This is a genomic window from uncultured Sunxiuqinia sp., from assembly GCF_947495665.1.
Taxonomy (GTDB): Bacteria; Bacteroidota; Bacteroidia; order Bacteroidales; family Prolixibacteraceae; genus Sunxiuqinia; species Sunxiuqinia rutila.
Window position 1 is genome coordinate 119,323 of sequence record NZ_CANLZV010000012.1, and the last position, 17,018, is coordinate 136,340.

The following is a 17,018-nucleotide window of genomic DNA, read 5'->3' on the forward strand; positions in this document are numbered from 1 at the left end:
AAGATAACAATGGCTGATATAAAACCCGCTGAAGTATCCGCAATACTGAAACAGCAACTGGAAGGCTTTAAATCGGAAGCCGAATTGGAGGAAGTTGGAACAGTACTCACGGTTGGAGACGGCATTGCCCGTATTTATGGACTTTCAAATGTTGAAGCAAATGAGATGCTCGAATTTGAGGGTGGTATTAAAGGGATTGTTTTAAACCTGGAAGAAGACAACGTTGGCGCTGTACTACTCGGACCTTCTGAAAACGTTAAAGAGGGCGATACGGTTAAACGACTCAAACGAATTGCGTCTATCGAAGTAGGTGAAGGACTGCTGGGACGTGTTGTCAACACCCTTGGAGAACCTATTGATGGTAAAGGGGCAGTCAGTGGTGAAAAATTTGAATTGCCTTTGGAACGTAAAGCTCCCGGGGTAATTTTTCGTCAGCCGGTAAACCAACCTTTGCAAACAGGAATTAAAGCGATTGACGCGATGATTCCCGTAGGACGCGGACAGCGCGAACTTATTATTGGTGACCGTCAGACTGGTAAAACAGCTGTAGCTATTGACACCATTATTAACCAGCGGGAAAATTTCGAAGCCGGTAAGCCGGTTTATTGTATCTATGTAGCTATTGGGCAAAAAGGTTCAACCGTTGCCAACATTGCTTCCACGCTGGAAAAGTACGGAGCCATGGATTATACTGTTATTGTTTCAGCAACAGCAGCTGATCCTGCAGCACTTCAATATTATGCCCCCTATGCCGGTGCTTCTATTGGAGAATATTTCCGTGATACAGGCCGCGATGCCTTGATTATTTACGATGACTTGTCGAAGCAAGCTGTATCCTACCGTGAGGTGTCTTTGTTGCTTCGTCGTCCGCCGGGTCGTGAGGCCTATCCGGGAGACGTTTTCTACTTGCACTCACGCTTGTTGGAACGGGCTGCAAAAATTATCGACTCGGATGAGATTGCCGCTAAAATGAACGACTTGCCCGAATGTCTGAAAGGCAAAGTTAAAGGCGGGGGCTCTTTGACCGCACTTCCCATTATTGAAACGCAGGCCAGTGACGTGTCGGCCTATATTCCGACCAACGTAATTTCCATTACTGATGGTCAGATTTTCCTTGAGTCAAACTTGTTTAACTCAGGGGTGCGCCCTGCGATTAACGTAGGTATCTCTGTGTCGCGTGTAGGTGGAAATGCTCAGGTGAAAGCCATGAAAAAGATTGCCGGTACTTTGAAACTGGACCAGGCCCAGTTCCGTGAACTGGAAGCCTTCTCGAAGTTTGGTTCCGACTTGGATGCTGCGACCATGCGGGTTCTTGACAAAGGGCGTAAGAACGTTGAAATTCTGAAGCAGGGACAGTACGCTCCGATTAAGATTGAACACCAGATTGCAATTATATACTGCGGAGCCAATGAGTTGCTACGTTCAGTTCCGGTTGAAAAAGTAAAGGCCTTTGAAAAGGACTTTATTGATGTCATGGAAACAGAACATCGCCCTATTTTGGATGAGTTGCGAAAAGGCGTTCTGAATGACGAAGTTTCCGGGGTACTGGAAAAGGTAGCAGGAAGTGTAGCAGAACGATTTAAATAATGGAATGACAGCCGGCTGCCCAGCAGCCTGTCATTTAATGATTTTTTGAAAAATGGCCAGTTTAAAAGAAATACGAACACGAATTTCATCGGTAAAAACGACGCGGCAAGTAACCAGCGCGATGAAAATGGTATCGGCAGCGAAGTTGAAAAAAGCGCAGGATGCCATTCTTCAAATCAGACCGTATGCCGATAAATTGCACGAAATATTAAGCTCGTTGAGTTCCAGTCTGGAAAACAGCGAAGACTCGGTATATACGCAGCAACGGAAGCCCGAAAAGGTTTTGCTGGTCCTGATTAGCTCAAACCGTGGCTTGTGTGGCGCTTTTAATTCATCCATTGCTAAAATGGCTTACGAGGTGGCCACCACCAGGTACCGGGACCAGCTTATGGCTGGTAACCTTGAATTTTTAATTATCGGGAAACAAGGTGAAAAGTTCCTGAAGTTAAAGCGAATGCCAGTTGCTGCGCAGGCCAATGATTTGCTGGAGACGCTCACTTTTGAACAAACATCAGAACTGGCTTCACGCTTGATGAATGATTTCGCCGAGCACCGGTTTGACCGGGTTGAACTGGTTTACAACGAATTTAAAAATGCGGCTGTGCAAATTTGTACGGCCGAACAGTTTCTGCCGGTTGAAATCTCGCAGGAAGATGAAGATGACACCGCTAGCTTCGATTTCATTTATGAGCCGAGCAAACAGGAAATTGTTCAGGAGTTGATTCCGCGATCACTGAAAATTCAGTTTTACCGGGCATTGCTTGATTCGAATGCCGCCGAACAGGGGGCACGAATGACAGCTATGCACAAGGCCACTGATAATGCCACCGACCTGATTAAAGATTTAACCTTAACCTTCAATAAAGCCCGTCAGGCTGCTATTACCAACGAAATTCTGGAGGTAACCAATGGTGCCGAGGCCTTGAATGGATAAGCACAAATATGCCTTTAAAAAGTCTTAAAAAGCCTGTCAGAAACTGACAGGCTTTTTTGTTGTTCTCTGGGCTGAGTTTACTGTTTTATCCCGAATCGTGTATCGAAAGCCAGGAGAGAAGTACCTGCAGGAATTGGCTGCCGGTTTTATTCTTAGGTAAATTCAAGTTGTGTTCGAAGTTGTTCTAACGCTAGGAGGATCCGGATTCCTGGATAAAAAAAAAGCTCCGAAGTCTTCTTCGGAGCTTTTAAATATGGGGTGGATGAAATTCGCTAGATAATGAATTTGATCACAAACAAAACTGCCAGTACATACATGACAACAGAAACATCTTTGTGTTTTCCTGTCAGCAGTTTCAGAATCACAAAGGCCAACATACCAAATACGATACCCTCAGCAATGCTGTAGGCTAAAGGCATCATAATGATGGTGAAAAAGGCCGGAATTGATTCGGTGTAATCCTCCATGTCAATTTTCAGGATTGGTGAAAGCATGAACAAACCGACAACAATTAAAGCCGGAGCGGTTGCTGCACCAGGAATCATGATAAACAATGGAGCGAAGAACAATGAAATCAGGAATAAACCGGCAACTGTCAGTGAAGTTAATCCGGTACGCCCACCTTCGGCAACACCCGATGCACTTTCAACATAAGTTGTAACGGTACTGGTTCCAAGCATTGATCCGAATGTGGTACCGATGGCGTCAGCAAAAAGAGCTTGTTTCGCGCGTGGTACTTTTCCGTCAGGAGTCAGCATATCTGCTTTTGATGACACGCCAACCAAAGTTCCTACTGTATCAAACATGTCGACAAACAGGAAGGTGAAAAGCACGATCAGCATGTCGATTGTAAAGATCTGGTGGAAATCAAATTTGAAGAAGATTGGACTTACAGAAGGAGGTAAGGATACCAAATGTCCTTCAGGTAAGTGGGTAACACCAAATGGAATTCCTGCAATTGTGGCTGCAAAGATTCCAATCAATAAGGCACCTTTCACTTTCAGGGCCAGCAACACACCAATCAACAGCACGCCAAACAAGGCGATTAATACACTTGGAGAACCCATGTTTCCTAAGCCAACTAATACAGCGTCGTTATTCACGATAACACCGGCACCTTGCAAACCAATAAAGGCAATGAATAGTCCGATACCTGCCGATACGGCATGCTTCATGGAAAGCGGAATAGCATTGACAATCAGCTCTCGAATGTTGAATGCAGTAAGCACCAGGAAGATAAGTCCTTCCAGGAAAACAGCCGTTAAGGCAAATTGCCAGCTGTAGCCCATTCCAAGAACAACCGTGAAAGCAAAAAAGGCATTCAGTCCCATACCCGGAGCCAACGCAAAAGGCAAACGGGCAACAAGGGCCATAACCAAGGTTCCAATCAAGGCTGAAAGGGCAGTGGCTGTAAACAGGGCGTTTTTATCCATGCCGGTGGCACTCAAAATACTGGGGTTAACCGCCAGAATATAGGCCATGGTCATGAAGGTGGTAATTCCCGCTAAAACCTCAGTTTTTACGGTTGTTTTATTTTCTGCGAGTTTGAAAAAACGATTCATTTTTGGGGTCGTTTAGGATTAGAAAGTCCATTTCGCAGCAACGGTAGGATTAACCATGAATCCGTCTTTGCCAAAGTTATTGCTCATTTCAATTTCCGTACCGATGGCAAAATTCTTGCAGAAGTTATACCAAAGTTGTGGCTCGGCTAAGAATCGGTAGTCTGAACCCCAGAACATTTCTTCTTTCCAGAAGTCAGCAAAACCAGTGAAGGTCAATTTGTTTTCCAACATTTGAACTGTCCAAACAGCTGTCAATTGGAAAGCAGCGTCTTCTTTATCTTTAATGTACTTGTAATTAGCTTGTAAAGTCAAAATTTTAGAGAAATCAGCCGAAGCAAAAGTGCGTTCAACACCGGCCAACCAGCAATTCTCGATAGGCACAAATGGAGCGTCGCCATCAAGCTTAAAAACTCCGCCGTTGAACTCCACACGAGGCATAAATTTCTGAGTCTCATTCCATTTGAATGCACGGGCAATTTCCCAGTATGCCAGTGAAATACCATTATCAACATTACGAGAGTCTGAACTGTAGTCCATGTCTACAAAGAAGAAAGTAGAACCATACTTGTCAGGACGGAACATCTCAACAGTTGTAGTGACTAATTTGCGGTCTTTGCCAAAATCGTAGTGTGTTTGGATGTTTTGAGCAAAAGCACCCATAGTCAGAATGCTCACAAAAAGAGCCAGTAAAAGTTTCTTCATTTTGGTTTTAATTTTTAAGTTTTCGAAAAAAAAATAAAGTGCTAAAATAATAAAAATCACCACTGCCGCAGTTAAATAGTAGTATCTGAAACTTATTTGTAATCAGTCCAGATGATGGTCTCGTATCCTGATAGGATATTTTTATTTCTAATTAATAGAAAATGAGTCACATATAGCTTTGCTTGTTGATTGAGTGAGCGGAGGATATTTAACCGTAAAATTGAAAGGCATTTAGAGTCCTTTCTTTGAATTTTTGTATGGAATAGGTCATCGTACGTTTCAATGCTGCTTTTTATGCAGAAGACTCCTTTCATTCTGACCAAATTTTTCACCTGTAGCCGCCCTTCTACCTTAATTAGGGATTCGTGCCATTTCTTATGTTACTCTGACGGGAGAACTGGCAACTCAGTCTGGGGCGGGAAAGGCTGAGGAAGGGCTGATCAATCGGCATTTGTCTTCAAAAAGAGGAACTTCGGGAAAAATACTTAAATTAGCCAACCAGCCTAAAGGTTGCGCATGCAATTCTTTTGAAGCTGAAAATGAGATTAACGGCGCTTGTGTGCAAGACAAGTTTGCCTTAAACAAATAACAGTTAAATTGCTTTTATGAACCAGACATTACCTCCTCAGGGTTTAATCAAGCTCTACAGAGAATCTATGTTGCAGAATTGGGAATTACCATTGTTTACAGATTATGGTGGTTCAAGCTACCGTTACGGCGAAGTGGCGCAACAAATCCATCAAATCCATCTTTTCTTGCAGGAAATTGGTATTCAAAAAGGGGACAAGATTGCTTTGTTTGGACGAAATACAGCCAATTGGGCGACTTCGTTTTTGGCAATTATTAGTTATGGAGCCGTTGCTGTTCCGGTGTTGCCCGATTTTAATCCAGCTGATGTTCACCATATCCTGAATCATTCCGAGTCAAAACTGTTGTTTGCCGGTGATGTTTTGTTTGAAAAACTGGACGTGGAGCAACTCAAGCAGGTGCAAGCGGTGGTTAGTCTGATGAATTTTAGTTTGCTGCTTAATCCGGGCAATGGAACCGCACAGGCCTGGGAAAACCACTTGAAGGCTAAAACCCGGGAACTGATTGGTCCGGGTGATTTTGTGCTCGAAGAGTTAGCCGATGAGGAGCTGTGTGTGTTGTCATACACCAGTGGAACATCCGGCTTTACCAAGGGGGTGATGATTCCTGCCCGGAGTTTACTCTCGAACATTATTTATGCACGCGAACATATGCCGCTGAAAACAGGAGAGCAGATTGTGTCGTTCCTACCCATGGCGCATGTATTTGGCCTGCTGTTCGAGTTTTTATTTCCGGCAACATTAGGTTGCCACATTACCTTTTTGAGTAAAACACCCACTCCGCAAATTATTACAAAAGCTTTTGGCGAAATCCGTCCCCATCTCATTCTGTCAGTTCCGCTGGTTATTGAGAAAATTTACAAGAAAAAGATTCTGCCTACCCTGGAAAAACCGGTGATGAAATTTCTGTTGAAGGTGCCGCTGGTTTCAAGCATCCTGAAGACGAAAATTAAAGAAAAGCTGGTGGAAACTTTTGGAGGACGTTTCTATGAAATTGTCATCGGAGGGGCTCCCTTAAGCAAAGAGGTGGAGCAGTTTTTCAAGTCCATCGGTTTTCCGTTTACCATTGGCTATGGCATGACTGAGTGTGGTCCTTTAATTTCATATGATGCCTGGGACAGCACCCAAACTTCGTCAGCCGGTAAGGTGGTTGATCGAATGAAAGTTCGCATTGACTCTACAGACCCGTATCGGGTTGTTGGCGAAATTCAGGTGAAAGGACCCAATGTGATGCAAGGCTACTATAAAAATGAAGAGGCTACCCAGCAAGCCTTTACCGACGATGGATGGCTCCGGACAGGTGATCTGGGGCTGATTGATCCGCAGGATTTTGTATACATCAAAGGGCGCAGCAAAAACATGTTGCTCGGATCTTCCGGTCAGAATATTTACCCAGAGGAAATTGAAGCCAAGCTGGCCAACCTGCATGGTATTCAGGAATCGGTTGTTGTTGGGCGCGAAGGCAAACTGGTAGCGCTTGTTTATGCCGATCCGGAAGTGATTGCTGCTGATGGCCTGGACGAGGATGGTAAACGAAAGCTGATGGAGGAGAACAGACGATTGGCCAACCGCGAATTGCCTAAATACAGCCAGCTCGCCCAAATTGATTTGGTTAGCGAGGAATTTGAGAAAACACCCAAGCGAAACATTAAACGTTATTTATATACCGAATAAAAAAAGAAAGCCGGATGATCATCCGGCTTTTTCTTTCTACAAAAATAAAATGGGTTGATTGGGAAGAAACCATTGTATAGGTTTATTCAGTGGGAAGCCATTTGGTAACCCCCTTTTCTGAAAAATTGTATGAACTGCACGTTTTTTGGCCAAAACTGGCCTTCCGGACTCATGAACGAACATTTTTAAAAACTTACTTCCACCTTCCAAGGGCATAATTCAGGTAGCGGTTAGCCTTGGAAAGTTCGCGAAAAGCATCAACAGCTATCCCCACAAAATCATCACTCAACACCGTTTGGTCATCCAGCGAAAGTCCGAATGTATATGATTTGTACCGAAGCAAATCAATGTCCTCAAAATCTTTAGGGAAACCCTTTGGGGCTGTTTTTAGCTTTTCTCCTTCAATGGAAGGATAATAGTTTTTGAAGTCCGCATCGTGAATAACCTCTTTGAAGCCTTCCGGGTGGTGATAGATTTCGCTTCGGATGGCTTTGAGCTCAGCAGCTTCCGGCCGCCAGATGCCACCACCCAGAAACGAGTTTCCGGGTTCAACATGAATGTAATAACCGGCCATCCTGCTTTTTCGTCCTCCCGGGGCAATAAAGCTTCCCATGTGGGTTTTGTAGGGTGATTTGTCATGCGAAAAGCGGACATCCCTGAAAATGCGAAATAGGCAATCCTTGGGATCAATCAATGGTACCGACTCATCGAACTTGTGAATTTCCTGAATCAGAAGTTCTGTAAAAAAGAGCATCTGTTCCTTGCCTTCTTCATAACGTTTCCGGTTGTCATTAAACCAATCTCGATTGTTGTTCTTGCGCAAATCTGTCAGAAAATTCAAAAGTGTTTTCATGGGCGAATCAGTTAAATAAGGCTGTTCTTTTCAATTTCAGGCTTGAAGGTATTCATGTTGTTTGACCAAAACAAGGGGAATTGCAAATTGAATGCTACTTTTGCTTTTAACATTCTGATGTATGAAAAAGTTTGCCTTAATCGTTGCCGGAGGTGTTGGCGCAAGAATGGGAGCAGAGGTTCCCAAACAGTTTATTTTACTAGCGGGTAAGCCCATCCTGTTTTGGACCATTCAGCGTTTCCTGGATTTTGATCCTGGAATCGAGCTTACACTTGTGTTGCCCGAAAATCAATTTGAACGATGGCATGCCTTGTGCCGGGAGTATGCGTTTACTCCCGATGTTCAATTGGTGAAGGGTGGACAAACGCGTTTTCAATCCGTCAAAAACGGCTTGGATGCGATCAACGAAGAAGGCATTGTTTTTATTCATGACGGAGTTCGCCCTTTGGTTTCGCATCAAACCTTGTCTAACTGTTTTCAGTTGGCAGTGGAAAAAGGCAATGCCTTGCCGGTTGCCCCGGTTGTTGAGTCGCTGCGACAAGTGACTGAAGACTCAAGCCGGCATGTCGATCGCAGCCAGTTTCGCTTGGTGCAGACTCCACAAACCTTTCAAACTTCAATTATTCAATTAGCTTACCAACAACCAGAGCAGGCTTTTTTCACTGACGATGCCTCGGTGTGTGAAGCTGCTGGCATTTCCATTCATTTGGTGGATGGGAATCCTGAGAACATTAAAATTACCACGCCGGTTGATCTTTTGCTGGCCGAAACCCTGCTGAATAAATTGCCCTGATCGACCTGGTTCCTTCAACAGGCATTTACACCCCATTCCTCGATTTATATCGGCATTCGCCGATTGCAGTCCGGTAAACTTGCTGCAATGAAATAGTTTTGTTCCCGGCATGAAAACAATCTTTATAGGCTGATGTTATTTCTGTGTAAACCATGGAAACTAAATTTGTTATTTTAGTTTCCTTCATTGTCAGAAGCTTATATTTGTTAAGGCATGGAAAACAAAAAAGAATACATCTTGAAACAGGTTGCCCAATTGTACATGCGCCATGGAATCCGAAGCATAACAATGGATGATGTGGCGGCGGAGTTGGGGATGTCTAAAAAGACCGTTTACCTGTATTTTAAAGATAAGGCAGATTTAGTGGGTGAGGTGGTGACCAACTTTTTAATGAAAGATGAAGCTTTTCATTGTGAGGAAAACAAAGGGTTGAATGCGATTGACCGGGTTTTCTGGATTCGAGAACACATCAACAATATGCTCGATCTGGTTCACAACAATATGGAATACGACCTGCGGAAGGGCTATCCCAAGGAGTACAAGAAGATAACGGAATACAAGCGAAAACGAATCTACCAGGACAACCTTTCCATTATGGAGCAGGGAAAAGCTGAAGGCTTATTTCGCGAAGAGGTGGATAATGATTTTGTAGCGCGTATTTCCGTTGGGCGTTTCCTGCTGGTGTTTAATCCCGATCATGAAATCTTCTCGGAAGAAGAGGTGCGGGACATTCGTCTGTTTGACCAGGTGATTGATTATCATTTTCATGGTATTTGTACCGAAAAAGGCTTGAAATACTATAAACAACAATTAAACAATGCTCAGAATGAAAACTAAGACAAAACAGCTTGTATCCCTGCTTTTGCTGCTTTTATGGACAGGCACCTTGAGGGCGCAGGATGAACTTAAGTTTAGCCTGACGGAAGCACAGGACTATGCGCTTACGAACTCTTTTGTCATTCAAAACAGTAGCCTGGATGTGTTGGCGGCCCGGAAAAAGGTGTGGGAAACCATTGCCATCGGTTTGCCTCAAATCACCGGTGAAGCCAACTACACCAAGTTTCTGAATCTGCCGGTTTCGCTTATTCCGGGTGAGTTTTTTGGCGAAGAAGCCGGAACCTATATCCCGGTGAAATTTGGACAAGACTATAACTCCGACTTTGGATTTACCGTCAACCAGCTCATTTTTGATGGCTCTTACATTGTTGGGGTCGGCTCGGCTAAAGTGTATTTGCAGATGGCTACTCAAACCAAGGAAAAGACTGAAATCGAAATAAAGCATGCTGTGGCTCAGTCCTATTTTATGGTGCTGGCTGCCGAAGAAAACCTGCTGGTGATGAACGAAAACCTCGTCAATTCGCAAAAGCTGCTCAGTGATACCCGCGCTTTGTATGAGAATGGTTTTTCGGAAGAGCAGGACGTGGATCAAATGCGTTTGCTGGTTCAGAAAGCAGAGAATGAAATACTGAAGGCAGAGCGTGAAATCCGCGTGGCACGCATGGTGCTGAAATACACCATGGGCGTTGACGTGGAGTCGCGCATTGAACTGACGGACTCCTTGGATGGCTTCATCAATCCCTTGCTGGAACAGCAGGAAGCAGTTGGTGGTTTTGACTATGCTTCGCACATCGATTTTCGGATGCTGGATACCCAGCGTCAGCTGAGCATGAAAGAACTGAAGCTGGCGAAGTCCGCTTATTTGCCCAACATCAGTGGCTTTTATAACTGGTCGAAAACAGCCTACGGAAACAGTGCCAACTTGTTTAAAAGCAGTGTTCCGTGGTTTAAATCCTCCATGGTAGGCCTGAACATTTCAGTGCCGATTTTTACGGCAGGTCAGCAAATGGCCAAGGTGAAGCAGGCTCAGTTTGCTTACCAGCAAGCCGAAAATGAACAGAAACTGGCCGAACAAACCTTACAGAAGGATTACCTGACTGCCGTGGCCGATGTGGAAAGTGCGGTGGATCAGTTTAAAAATGATGTGGACAACAAGCAACTGGCTCGCAGGATTTACGACAAAACAACGGTCAAATACAACAACGGAATAAGCAGCAGCGTGGAGCTTTCGCAAACGGAGACCCAGTATATTCAGGCCCAGGCGGCTTGGGTGGCCTCGGTCATTCAGCTGTTGAATTCAAAAATAACCTTAGACAAAGCGATTGGAAAACTTTAAACACAAAACACGATGAACCGACTAGTTAGAAACATAAAATTGATACCCCAGCTTGCTGCTCTTTTGGCCGTGATTGTTTTGGCTTCCTGTTCAGCCGGAAATGCAGAGGATACCCAAGCCAAGCAGGCGCAGCTGGTTGAATACAAGCAGCAAATGCATGAGCTGGAACTCAAGATAGCCGAACTTGAAAAAGAATTGAAGGACAGCCTGGAAGTAGAGAAAATACAAGTGGTGCTTTCCGAGCTTCAGCCGCAGATGTTTGAGCATTTCATCGAGGTTTCCGGAAGTGTGGAAGCCGATCAGGAGGTGAATGTCAGCCCCGAAGGTTCCGGACAGATTCTGGAAATCCAGGTTCAGGAAGGAGATCGCGTGTCGAAAGGAACCGTTTTGGCCACACTGAACTCGGAGCCGATTGAGCGCACCATTGATGAGGTGGAGATTAACCTGGAGCTGGCCCGGACAACTTTCGAGCGGCAAAAGAATTTGTGGGATCAGAATATTGGTTCAGAGTTGCAGTTCCTGCAGGCCAAATCAGCCAAAGACGCGCTGGAGAAACAGCTGCAGGGCTTAAAAGCACAGAAAAGCATGTCGACCATTACCGCGCCGGTTGATGGAGTGATTGATGTGATTTACCAAAAGCAAGGGCAGATAGCCAGTCCACAGGTGCCTTTTGCCAAGCTGGTCAACATTCAGAAAATAAAAGTGTATGCCGATGTGGCCGAGTCCTACCTCACCAAAATAAGTGAAGGCGATGACGTACAGGTTTATTTCCCGGCCATTGGTCAAAGCCGGAAGACCAAGGTGCAGATGATCGGAAATTACATCGATCCGAACAACCGGACTTTCCGGGTCCGGATTGATCTTCAGAACAAGGATAACCTGATCAAGCCCAACCTGGATGCCGTTGTTACCCTGCGCGATTATGTGGCTGAAGAGGCCATCGTTATTCCATCGCTGTTGATTAAGGAAGACTTTAAGGGCAACTACACCTTTGTTGCCCGCAATGAAGAGGACCAGCTGGTGGCCCGAAAGGTTTACATCGAGCCGGGAATGTCGGACAACAACATGTCCGAAGTCCTTGGAGGTCTGAATGCGGGCGAGCATGTCATTGCCGAAGGCTTTAGCCAGGTGGTGGACGGAACTGTTTTACATGCCAATTAATGATCAGAATGTATCGTTGCAAAAAACACAAACATGGATAAAGTTAAAAAAGGGGAAAATACGGAACAGATACACCGGAAATTTGGTCCGGTTTACCTGGCCTTGAAAAATAAAACAACGGTTTATATTCTGACCTTCATGCTGGTTGTTTTTGGACTGTTTTCCTACAACCAGATGCCACGCGAATCGTTTCCCGAGATTGTGATTCCTTACATCTTTGTGCAAACCGTTTACCCGGGAAATTCGCCGGTAGATATCGAAAACCTCATCACCCGTCCCATTGAGCAGGAGCTGAAAGGGATGGACGGGGTCACCAAAGTGTCTTCGGCTTCCTACCAGGATGTGAGTACCATTGTGGTGGAATTTAACACCAATGTTGAGATTAAACAGGCCTTGCAGGACACCAAGGACAATGTGGACAAAGCACGTTCAGATTTGCCCGGCGACTTGGAAGATGACCCCCTGGTGATGGATTTGGACTTTGCGGAGTTCCCGATTCTGAACGTCAATATTTCGGGCGATTTCAGCATGCGGGAGCTGAAAGAGTATGCCGAGCTTCTTCAGGATGAGTTTGAAAGTCTGTCCGAAATTTCGGAAGCAACCATCCGGGGGATTGATGACCGGGAAATTCAGGTGAATGTAGATCCCTACAAAATGGAAACCCGTGGCGTGAGCTACAACGATATTGCACTGGCTCTGCAGATGGAGAATGTCACGATTGGAGCCGGCGAATTTACAGCCGATAAAACCCGCCGGGTGGTGCGTACCGATGCCGATTACACCAACATGGATCAGATTCGGAATACCATCATCAAACTGAATGAAGGGAAAGAGGTGTATGTGCGCGATGTGGCCGAGGTGGTGGATGGCTATAAAGAGAAGTCAACCATCTCGCGGCTGGACAACAAGCCGGTGGTTACGCTGGCCGTGGTTAAGAAAAGCGGGGCCAACATTTTGGAAGCCACTTCAAAAATCAACCAGATACTGAAAGACCAGGTCGATAATGGCTACCTGCCCCGTAACCTGGAGATTATTGTGACCGATGACATGTCGACCTACATTGAAAATGAAATTGCCACCCTGGAGAACAGCATCATCATGGGAATGATTCTGGTGATTTTTGTGTTGTTCCTCTTCCTGGGGTTCCGCAATGCGTTGTTTTCAGGTCTGGCCATTCCCATGTCCATGTTTTTGTCTTTTATCATTCTCGACCAGTCGGGAGTCACCCTGAACTCGATGGTACTGTACGGTCTGATCTTAGCCTTGGGGATGTTGGTGGACAATGCCATTGTGGTGGTTGAAAATGTGTATCGCTTGCACGGCCTGGGCTATTCAACCCTGAAAGCCACTAAAAAGGGCGTGAGCGAAATCGCTTACCCCATTATCACTTCCACACTCACCACGCTGGCTGCCTTTTTCCCGCTGATGTTTTGGGAAGGCATTGTCGGCGAGTTTATGAGCATTTTGCCCCGCACCTTGATTGTGGTGCTGGCCTCGTCCTTGTTTGTGGCGCTGGTGCTTAATCCTCCGTTCATTGCCCGGTTTATGAAGATTGATGATATCCGGGTGAAGATGGACTGGAAAAAGACCTCAAAGAAAGCAGCTATTCTGGCTGCAGTCTCGGTTGTTTTCTACGTTTCTAAAATCTATTTGCTTGGAAATATTTTACTGACAGTGGCCTTGCTGATGGTGCTCAACCTGCTTGTGTTTCGGCCGGTGGCGCGTTGGTTTCAAACCCGTTTTTTGGTGTGGCTGGAGAATTTTTACGAAGGGCAGTTACGGTTTGCATTGAGCGGTAGAAAGCCCTTGTACTACTTCATCGGGACCTTCCTGTTGCTTATTGCGTCCATTAAATTTTACGATATCCGGCAGCCCAATGTGGTCTTCTTCCCCGATACCGATCCGCAAACCATTTATGTAACGATGGAATTGCCGCTCGGAACCTCCATTGATCGGACCGATGAAGTATCGCGGCGGGTGGAGACGATTATTAATGAAACCATTGAGCCGTACATGAAAATTGTGAAGTCGGTGACCACCTCGGTGGGGAACGGCAAAGGCGGGATGTTTGAAAACGATCAAAGCCCCAATAAATCGCTGACTTCTATTTCGTTTGAGGAATATAAGCTGCGCGATGGCATCAACACCTCCAAAATCATGCAGGAGCTGTCGGCCAATCTGTCTGGTTTTGTGGGGGCTAAAATTTTTGTGGAGAAGGAAGAGAACGGGCCGCCCGTTGGGGCTGATGTTAATATTGAAGTGTCGGGTGATGACTTTGAAACCTTAATCAAGATCACCGACGATTTCATGTCCATGATTAACGAAGATAACATTCCGGGGATTGATGAGCTGAAGCTGGATATCAATGTGCATCAGCCGGAAATGTTGATTAAGGTGGACCGGGATAAAGCCCGTCGTTACGAGCTTTCGACTCAGGAAGTGGCCATGACTTTGCGTAACTCGCTCTATGGTTACGATGTGGGTGACTTTAAAGACGGAGAAGATGAATACGATATTTTTATTCGACTGAAAGAAGAGTACCGGAACGATGTGTCTACCTTGATGAATCAGAAGTTGATGGTGGAGGGGAACAAAATCCCGATCTCGGCCGTGGCCGATTTTGAGTACTCATCAACCTACGACAAGGTGAACCGCATCGATCATAAACGGGTGCTCACCATCAGTTCGAATGTGACGGAAGGCTACAATTCCAACGAAGTGAACGACCGGATCCGACAGGTGCTGGCCGAGTATGAAATGCCTTCGGGCTATAATTATGCCTTTACCGGCGAGCAGCAGGAGCAGGACGAAAGCAGTGAGTTCTTGATTTTTGCCTTGCTGGTGGCTGTCGCTCTTATTGGGCTGATTATGGTCACCCAGTTTAATTCCTTCATCCGGCCCATGATTATTATGATTACGGTTTTATTCAGTACCATCGGGGTGTTCCTTGGTCTGGCCGTTTTCAAAATGGAATTTGTGATTATCATGACCGGTATTGGAATTATTTCGCTGGCAGGTATTGTGGTGAACAACGGCATTGTATTGATTGACTACATTGATCTGATGCGGCAGAAAAAACGGGAAGAGCTGGGCTATAGTGAAGGGGTTTTCCTTTCGGTGAAAGATGAGGTTGACTGCCTGGTGACGGCTGGTAAAACCCGATTGCGCCCCGTGCTTTTAACAGCCATTACGACGGTGTTGGGGCTTGTCCCGCTGGCCATCGGGTTAAACTTCGATTTCCTGACGCTGTATACGCATTTTGAACCCGACTTCTCGTTGGGTGGTGAAAGTACGGCCTTTTGGGGACCCATGTCGTGGACGGTGATCTTTGGCTTAAGCTTTGCAACCTTCCTCACCTTGCTGATTGCACCGGTGATGTACATGCTGACCATCCGGATCAACTTCCGCATTAAAAAGATGCTGGGCGTGCTGCCGGAAGAAAATCAACCGAAAAAGGTTTCAGAATAAGTTCATTTAAAAAATCCATGGAAGAGCTTCACAATTGTGTGAGGCTCTTTTTTTGCAACACGGAAAAGCTTTTGTCAGAACAAGCATGGCTGCTGCTAAAAATCTTCTTCCAGAATGTCGCAGGCGGTGGCTACAAAATGCGGACAAAACTCTTTGAAGGCATCTTTCTCCTTGGCTTTTACTTGTCCTTCGGGTGTGGAGATGTCACAGCCAATCAGTTCTTTGCAAATCAGTGAGCCGTGACGGGCTTTAAAGCGGGCATTGAATTTCAGAATCAACTCTTTGGTGCGATGTTTTTCCAGCAGATCGGTGCTGCTGTGCCCGTGCTTCATGCCAATAACCAGGTACGATCCGGTGACAGCACCACAGGTTTCGGCACAAGCCATGCCGCCGCCAAAACCGCTGGCCAGCTTGAGGGCGGTGGTTTCGTCCAGCCCCAGCTCGTCGGCAAAACTGGAAAATACGGATTGAGAACAGTTGTAGGAGGGAAACTTCTGTAGAGCAAGGGTTGATTTTTTCATGACGTGTGGATTTGCTGTTAAAGATACGCAGAATTGCGAAAACCGGAGGGTGTTCGTTGGCGGTAAAGCGTTTTCAGTTGGCAGTTGACAGTTGTCGGTTTTCAGTTGGCAGTTATCAGTTTGTCTATGATGGTCATAAAAATTGATGTTCGGATATTCAGATAGTCTGCTATTCAGATTGTGCGTGAGTTCATACGTTCGTGTCTTCGTGCCTTCTTTTCTCCTCCTTGTCAGGCGTGGAAATTGGCCTGAGCCAGACAATCGGCTTTTGCCCACAGCAAAAGGAAGGTGCTTTTTTCGTTCCTGAGTTCGTACGTTCGTGACTTCGTACGTTCGTGACTTCGTGATCTCGTGTGTCCCTCCCTTCGCGCTTTCTCTGCGTTCTTTGCGGTTAAGATGACTGTTGTCAGCATTAAGAAAACTTGTCCTTTTGGTTTGATCCAAAAGAACGAAAAGATCAAGGCGGACGATGCTTTTGAACGAAAACTACGGGTCGGTCACTCCCCGAAAACCAACTCCTCCCGTTGGTCGTCAAACAAGGTTTTCTTAGCAGGGCCCGTGTGGATTCCTTCCCTTGTTTCCGGTTTCAAAACCCTCGTAGGCCGTCCTTTTCACCTGGCGGTGAAGTTGGGGAATTGGGTTTATAAAAGTTCCGGAGTACCTAAGTTCACTAGCGGTAAAGAGCATGGGAGATCACCTTGCTGCCTACTGCCTGTCTCATCTGCTCACTTTTCCTTAACCCGACTTCAGTTCCCATTTTGGTGACTTGTTGCCTGTTTTTGCCGACTGTAGTTTGTTTGGAGGTAACTCGAGTCATGCGGGAACTGACTTCAGTCAGCTTGGAGGTAACTCTTCGCATCTTTTTACCGACTGCAGTCACCTTTTGGATGACTTGAGTCAGATCAGAACTAACTGCAGTCACCCCGAAGGTAAGTCGAGTCAGGTCAGAACCGACTGCAGTCACCTCAGAGGTAACTCGAGTCATGTTTGAGGTGGGGGGGGG

Annotated in this window: 13 protein-coding genes; 8 read left to right on the forward strand and 5 right to left on the reverse strand. The window is 45.8% G+C overall.

Annotation, left to right across the window (positions count from 1 at the left end):
- Positions 1-9 precede the first annotated feature (9 nt).
- Both atpA and atpG read left to right on the forward strand, forming a co-directional pair.
- On the forward strand, positions 10-1,587 hold the full coding sequence (gene atpA, locus Q1A18_RS14420; protein ID WP_299581895.1) for a F0F1 ATP synthase subunit alpha: 1,578 nt from the start codon (positions 10-12) through the stop codon (positions 1,585-1,587).
- Positions 1,588-1,639: 52 nt separating this feature from the next.
- Positions 1,640-2,521 (forward strand): ATP synthase F1 subunit gamma, encoded by an 882-nt coding sequence (gene atpG / locus Q1A18_RS14425; RefSeq protein ID WP_299581898.1) that lies wholly within the window; start codon positions 1,640-1,642, stop codon positions 2,519-2,521.
- 272 nt (positions 2,522-2,793) lie between these two features.
- Here the strand turns inward: atpG and Q1A18_RS14430 are convergent, their stop codons facing one another.
- The gene (locus Q1A18_RS14430; protein WP_299581901.1) at positions 2,794-4,083 is read right to left on the reverse strand and encodes an NCS2 family permease; all 1,290 of its coding nucleotides are present in this window, start codon (positions 4,081-4,083) and stop codon (positions 2,794-2,796) included.
- 18 nt (positions 4,084-4,101) lie between these two features.
- A complete protein-coding gene (locus tag Q1A18_RS14435; protein WP_299581904.1) occupies positions 4,102-4,845 on the reverse strand; it encodes a DUF5020 family protein in 744 nt (247 codons plus the stop codon).
- Positions 4,846-5,390: 545 nt separating this feature from the next.
- On the opposite strand from Q1A18_RS14435, the gene Q1A18_RS14440 reads away from it, so the two are divergent.
- Entirely contained in the window at positions 5,391-7,046 is a 1,656-nt protein-coding gene (locus Q1A18_RS14440) for an AMP-binding protein (protein WP_299581907.1), read from the forward strand.
- Positions 7,047-7,239: 193 nt separating this feature from the next.
- On the opposite strand, the gene Q1A18_RS14445 is transcribed toward Q1A18_RS14440, so the two are convergent.
- Positions 7,240-7,899: a DUF2461 domain-containing protein gene (locus Q1A18_RS14445; protein WP_299581910.1), complete on the reverse strand. Its 660-nt coding sequence runs from the start codon at positions 7,897-7,899 to the stop codon at positions 7,240-7,242.
- Between the two features lie 121 nt (positions 7,900-8,020).
- Here Q1A18_RS14445 and Q1A18_RS14450 point away from each other — a divergent pair, with 121 nt between their 5' ends.
- From Q1A18_RS14450 to Q1A18_RS14470, 5 genes are all read left to right on the forward strand, one after another.
- The gene (locus Q1A18_RS14450) at positions 8,021-8,692 is read left to right on the forward strand and encodes a 2-C-methyl-D-erythritol 4-phosphate cytidylyltransferase (RefSeq protein WP_299581913.1); all 672 of its coding nucleotides are present in this window, start codon (positions 8,021-8,023) and stop codon (positions 8,690-8,692) included.
- A gap of 213 nt (positions 8,693-8,905) precedes the next feature.
- Positions 8,906-9,529 carry a TetR/AcrR family transcriptional regulator gene (locus tag Q1A18_RS14455; RefSeq protein ID WP_299581916.1) on the forward strand — a complete coding sequence of 208 codons (624 nt, stop codon included), beginning with the start codon at positions 8,906-8,908 and terminating at the stop codon, positions 9,527-9,529.
- Entirely contained in the window at positions 9,519-10,865 is a 1,347-nt protein-coding gene (locus tag Q1A18_RS14460) for a TolC family protein (RefSeq protein WP_299581919.1), read from the forward strand. Before Q1A18_RS14455 ends, Q1A18_RS14460 begins: the two co-directional genes overlap by 11 nt.
- 12 nt (positions 10,866-10,877) lie before the next feature.
- Complete coding sequence (locus tag Q1A18_RS14465) at positions 10,878-12,026, forward strand: efflux RND transporter periplasmic adaptor subunit (RefSeq protein ID WP_299581921.1); 1,149 nt, start codon at positions 10,878-10,880, stop codon at positions 12,024-12,026.
- A 33-nt stretch (positions 12,027-12,059) separates the two neighbouring features.
- Positions 12,060-15,494 (forward strand): efflux RND transporter permease subunit, encoded by a 3,435-nt coding sequence (locus Q1A18_RS14470; protein WP_299581924.1) that lies wholly within the window; start codon positions 12,060-12,062, stop codon positions 15,492-15,494.
- A gap of 95 nt (positions 15,495-15,589) precedes the next feature.
- On the opposite strand, the gene Q1A18_RS14475 is transcribed toward Q1A18_RS14470, so the two are convergent.
- Both Q1A18_RS14475 and Q1A18_RS14480 read right to left on the reverse strand, forming a co-directional pair.
- Positions 15,590-16,015 carry a C-GCAxxG-C-C family protein gene (locus Q1A18_RS14475; protein WP_299581927.1) on the reverse strand — a complete coding sequence of 142 codons (426 nt, stop codon included), beginning with the start codon at positions 16,013-16,015 and terminating at the stop codon, positions 15,590-15,592.
- A 670-nt stretch (positions 16,016-16,685) separates the two neighbouring features.
- The coding region (locus Q1A18_RS14480; protein WP_299581930.1) for a hypothetical protein at positions 16,686-17,018 on the reverse strand (333 nt) is incomplete at its 5' end.

Coding starts and splice junctions, on each gene's coding strand:
- Q1A18_RS14440 (WP_299581907.1), top strand. CDS start 5,391: ATGAACCAGACATTACCTCCTCAGGGTTTAATCAAGCTCTACAGAGAA.
- Q1A18_RS14430 (WP_299581901.1), bottom strand. CDS start 4,083: ATGAATCGTTTTTTCAAACTCGCAGAAAATAAAACAACCGTAAAAACT.
- atpA (WP_299581895.1), top strand. CDS start 10: ATGGCTGATATAAAACCCGCTGAAGTATCCGCAATACTGAAACAGCAA.
- atpG (WP_299581898.1), top strand. CDS start 1,640: ATGGCCAGTTTAAAAGAAATACGAACACGAATTTCATCGGTAAAAACG.
- Q1A18_RS14475 (WP_299581927.1), bottom strand. CDS start 16,015: ATGAAAAAATCAACCCTTGCTCTACAGAAGTTTCCCTCCTACAACTGT.
- Q1A18_RS14460 (WP_299581919.1), top strand. CDS start 9,519: ATGAAAACTAAGACAAAACAGCTTGTATCCCTGCTTTTGCTGCTTTTA.
- Q1A18_RS14445 (WP_299581910.1), bottom strand. CDS start 7,899: ATGAAAACACTTTTGAATTTTCTGACAGATTTGCGCAAGAACAACAAT.
- Q1A18_RS14450 (WP_299581913.1), top strand. CDS start 8,021: ATGAAAAAGTTTGCCTTAATCGTTGCCGGAGGTGTTGGCGCAAGAATG.
- Q1A18_RS14465 (WP_299581921.1), top strand. CDS start 10,878: ATGAACCGACTAGTTAGAAACATAAAATTGATACCCCAGCTTGCTGCT.
- Q1A18_RS14470 (WP_299581924.1), top strand. CDS start 12,060: ATGGATAAAGTTAAAAAAGGGGAAAATACGGAACAGATACACCGGAAA.
- Q1A18_RS14455 (WP_299581916.1), top strand. CDS start 8,906: ATGGAAAACAAAAAAGAATACATCTTGAAACAGGTTGCCCAATTGTAC.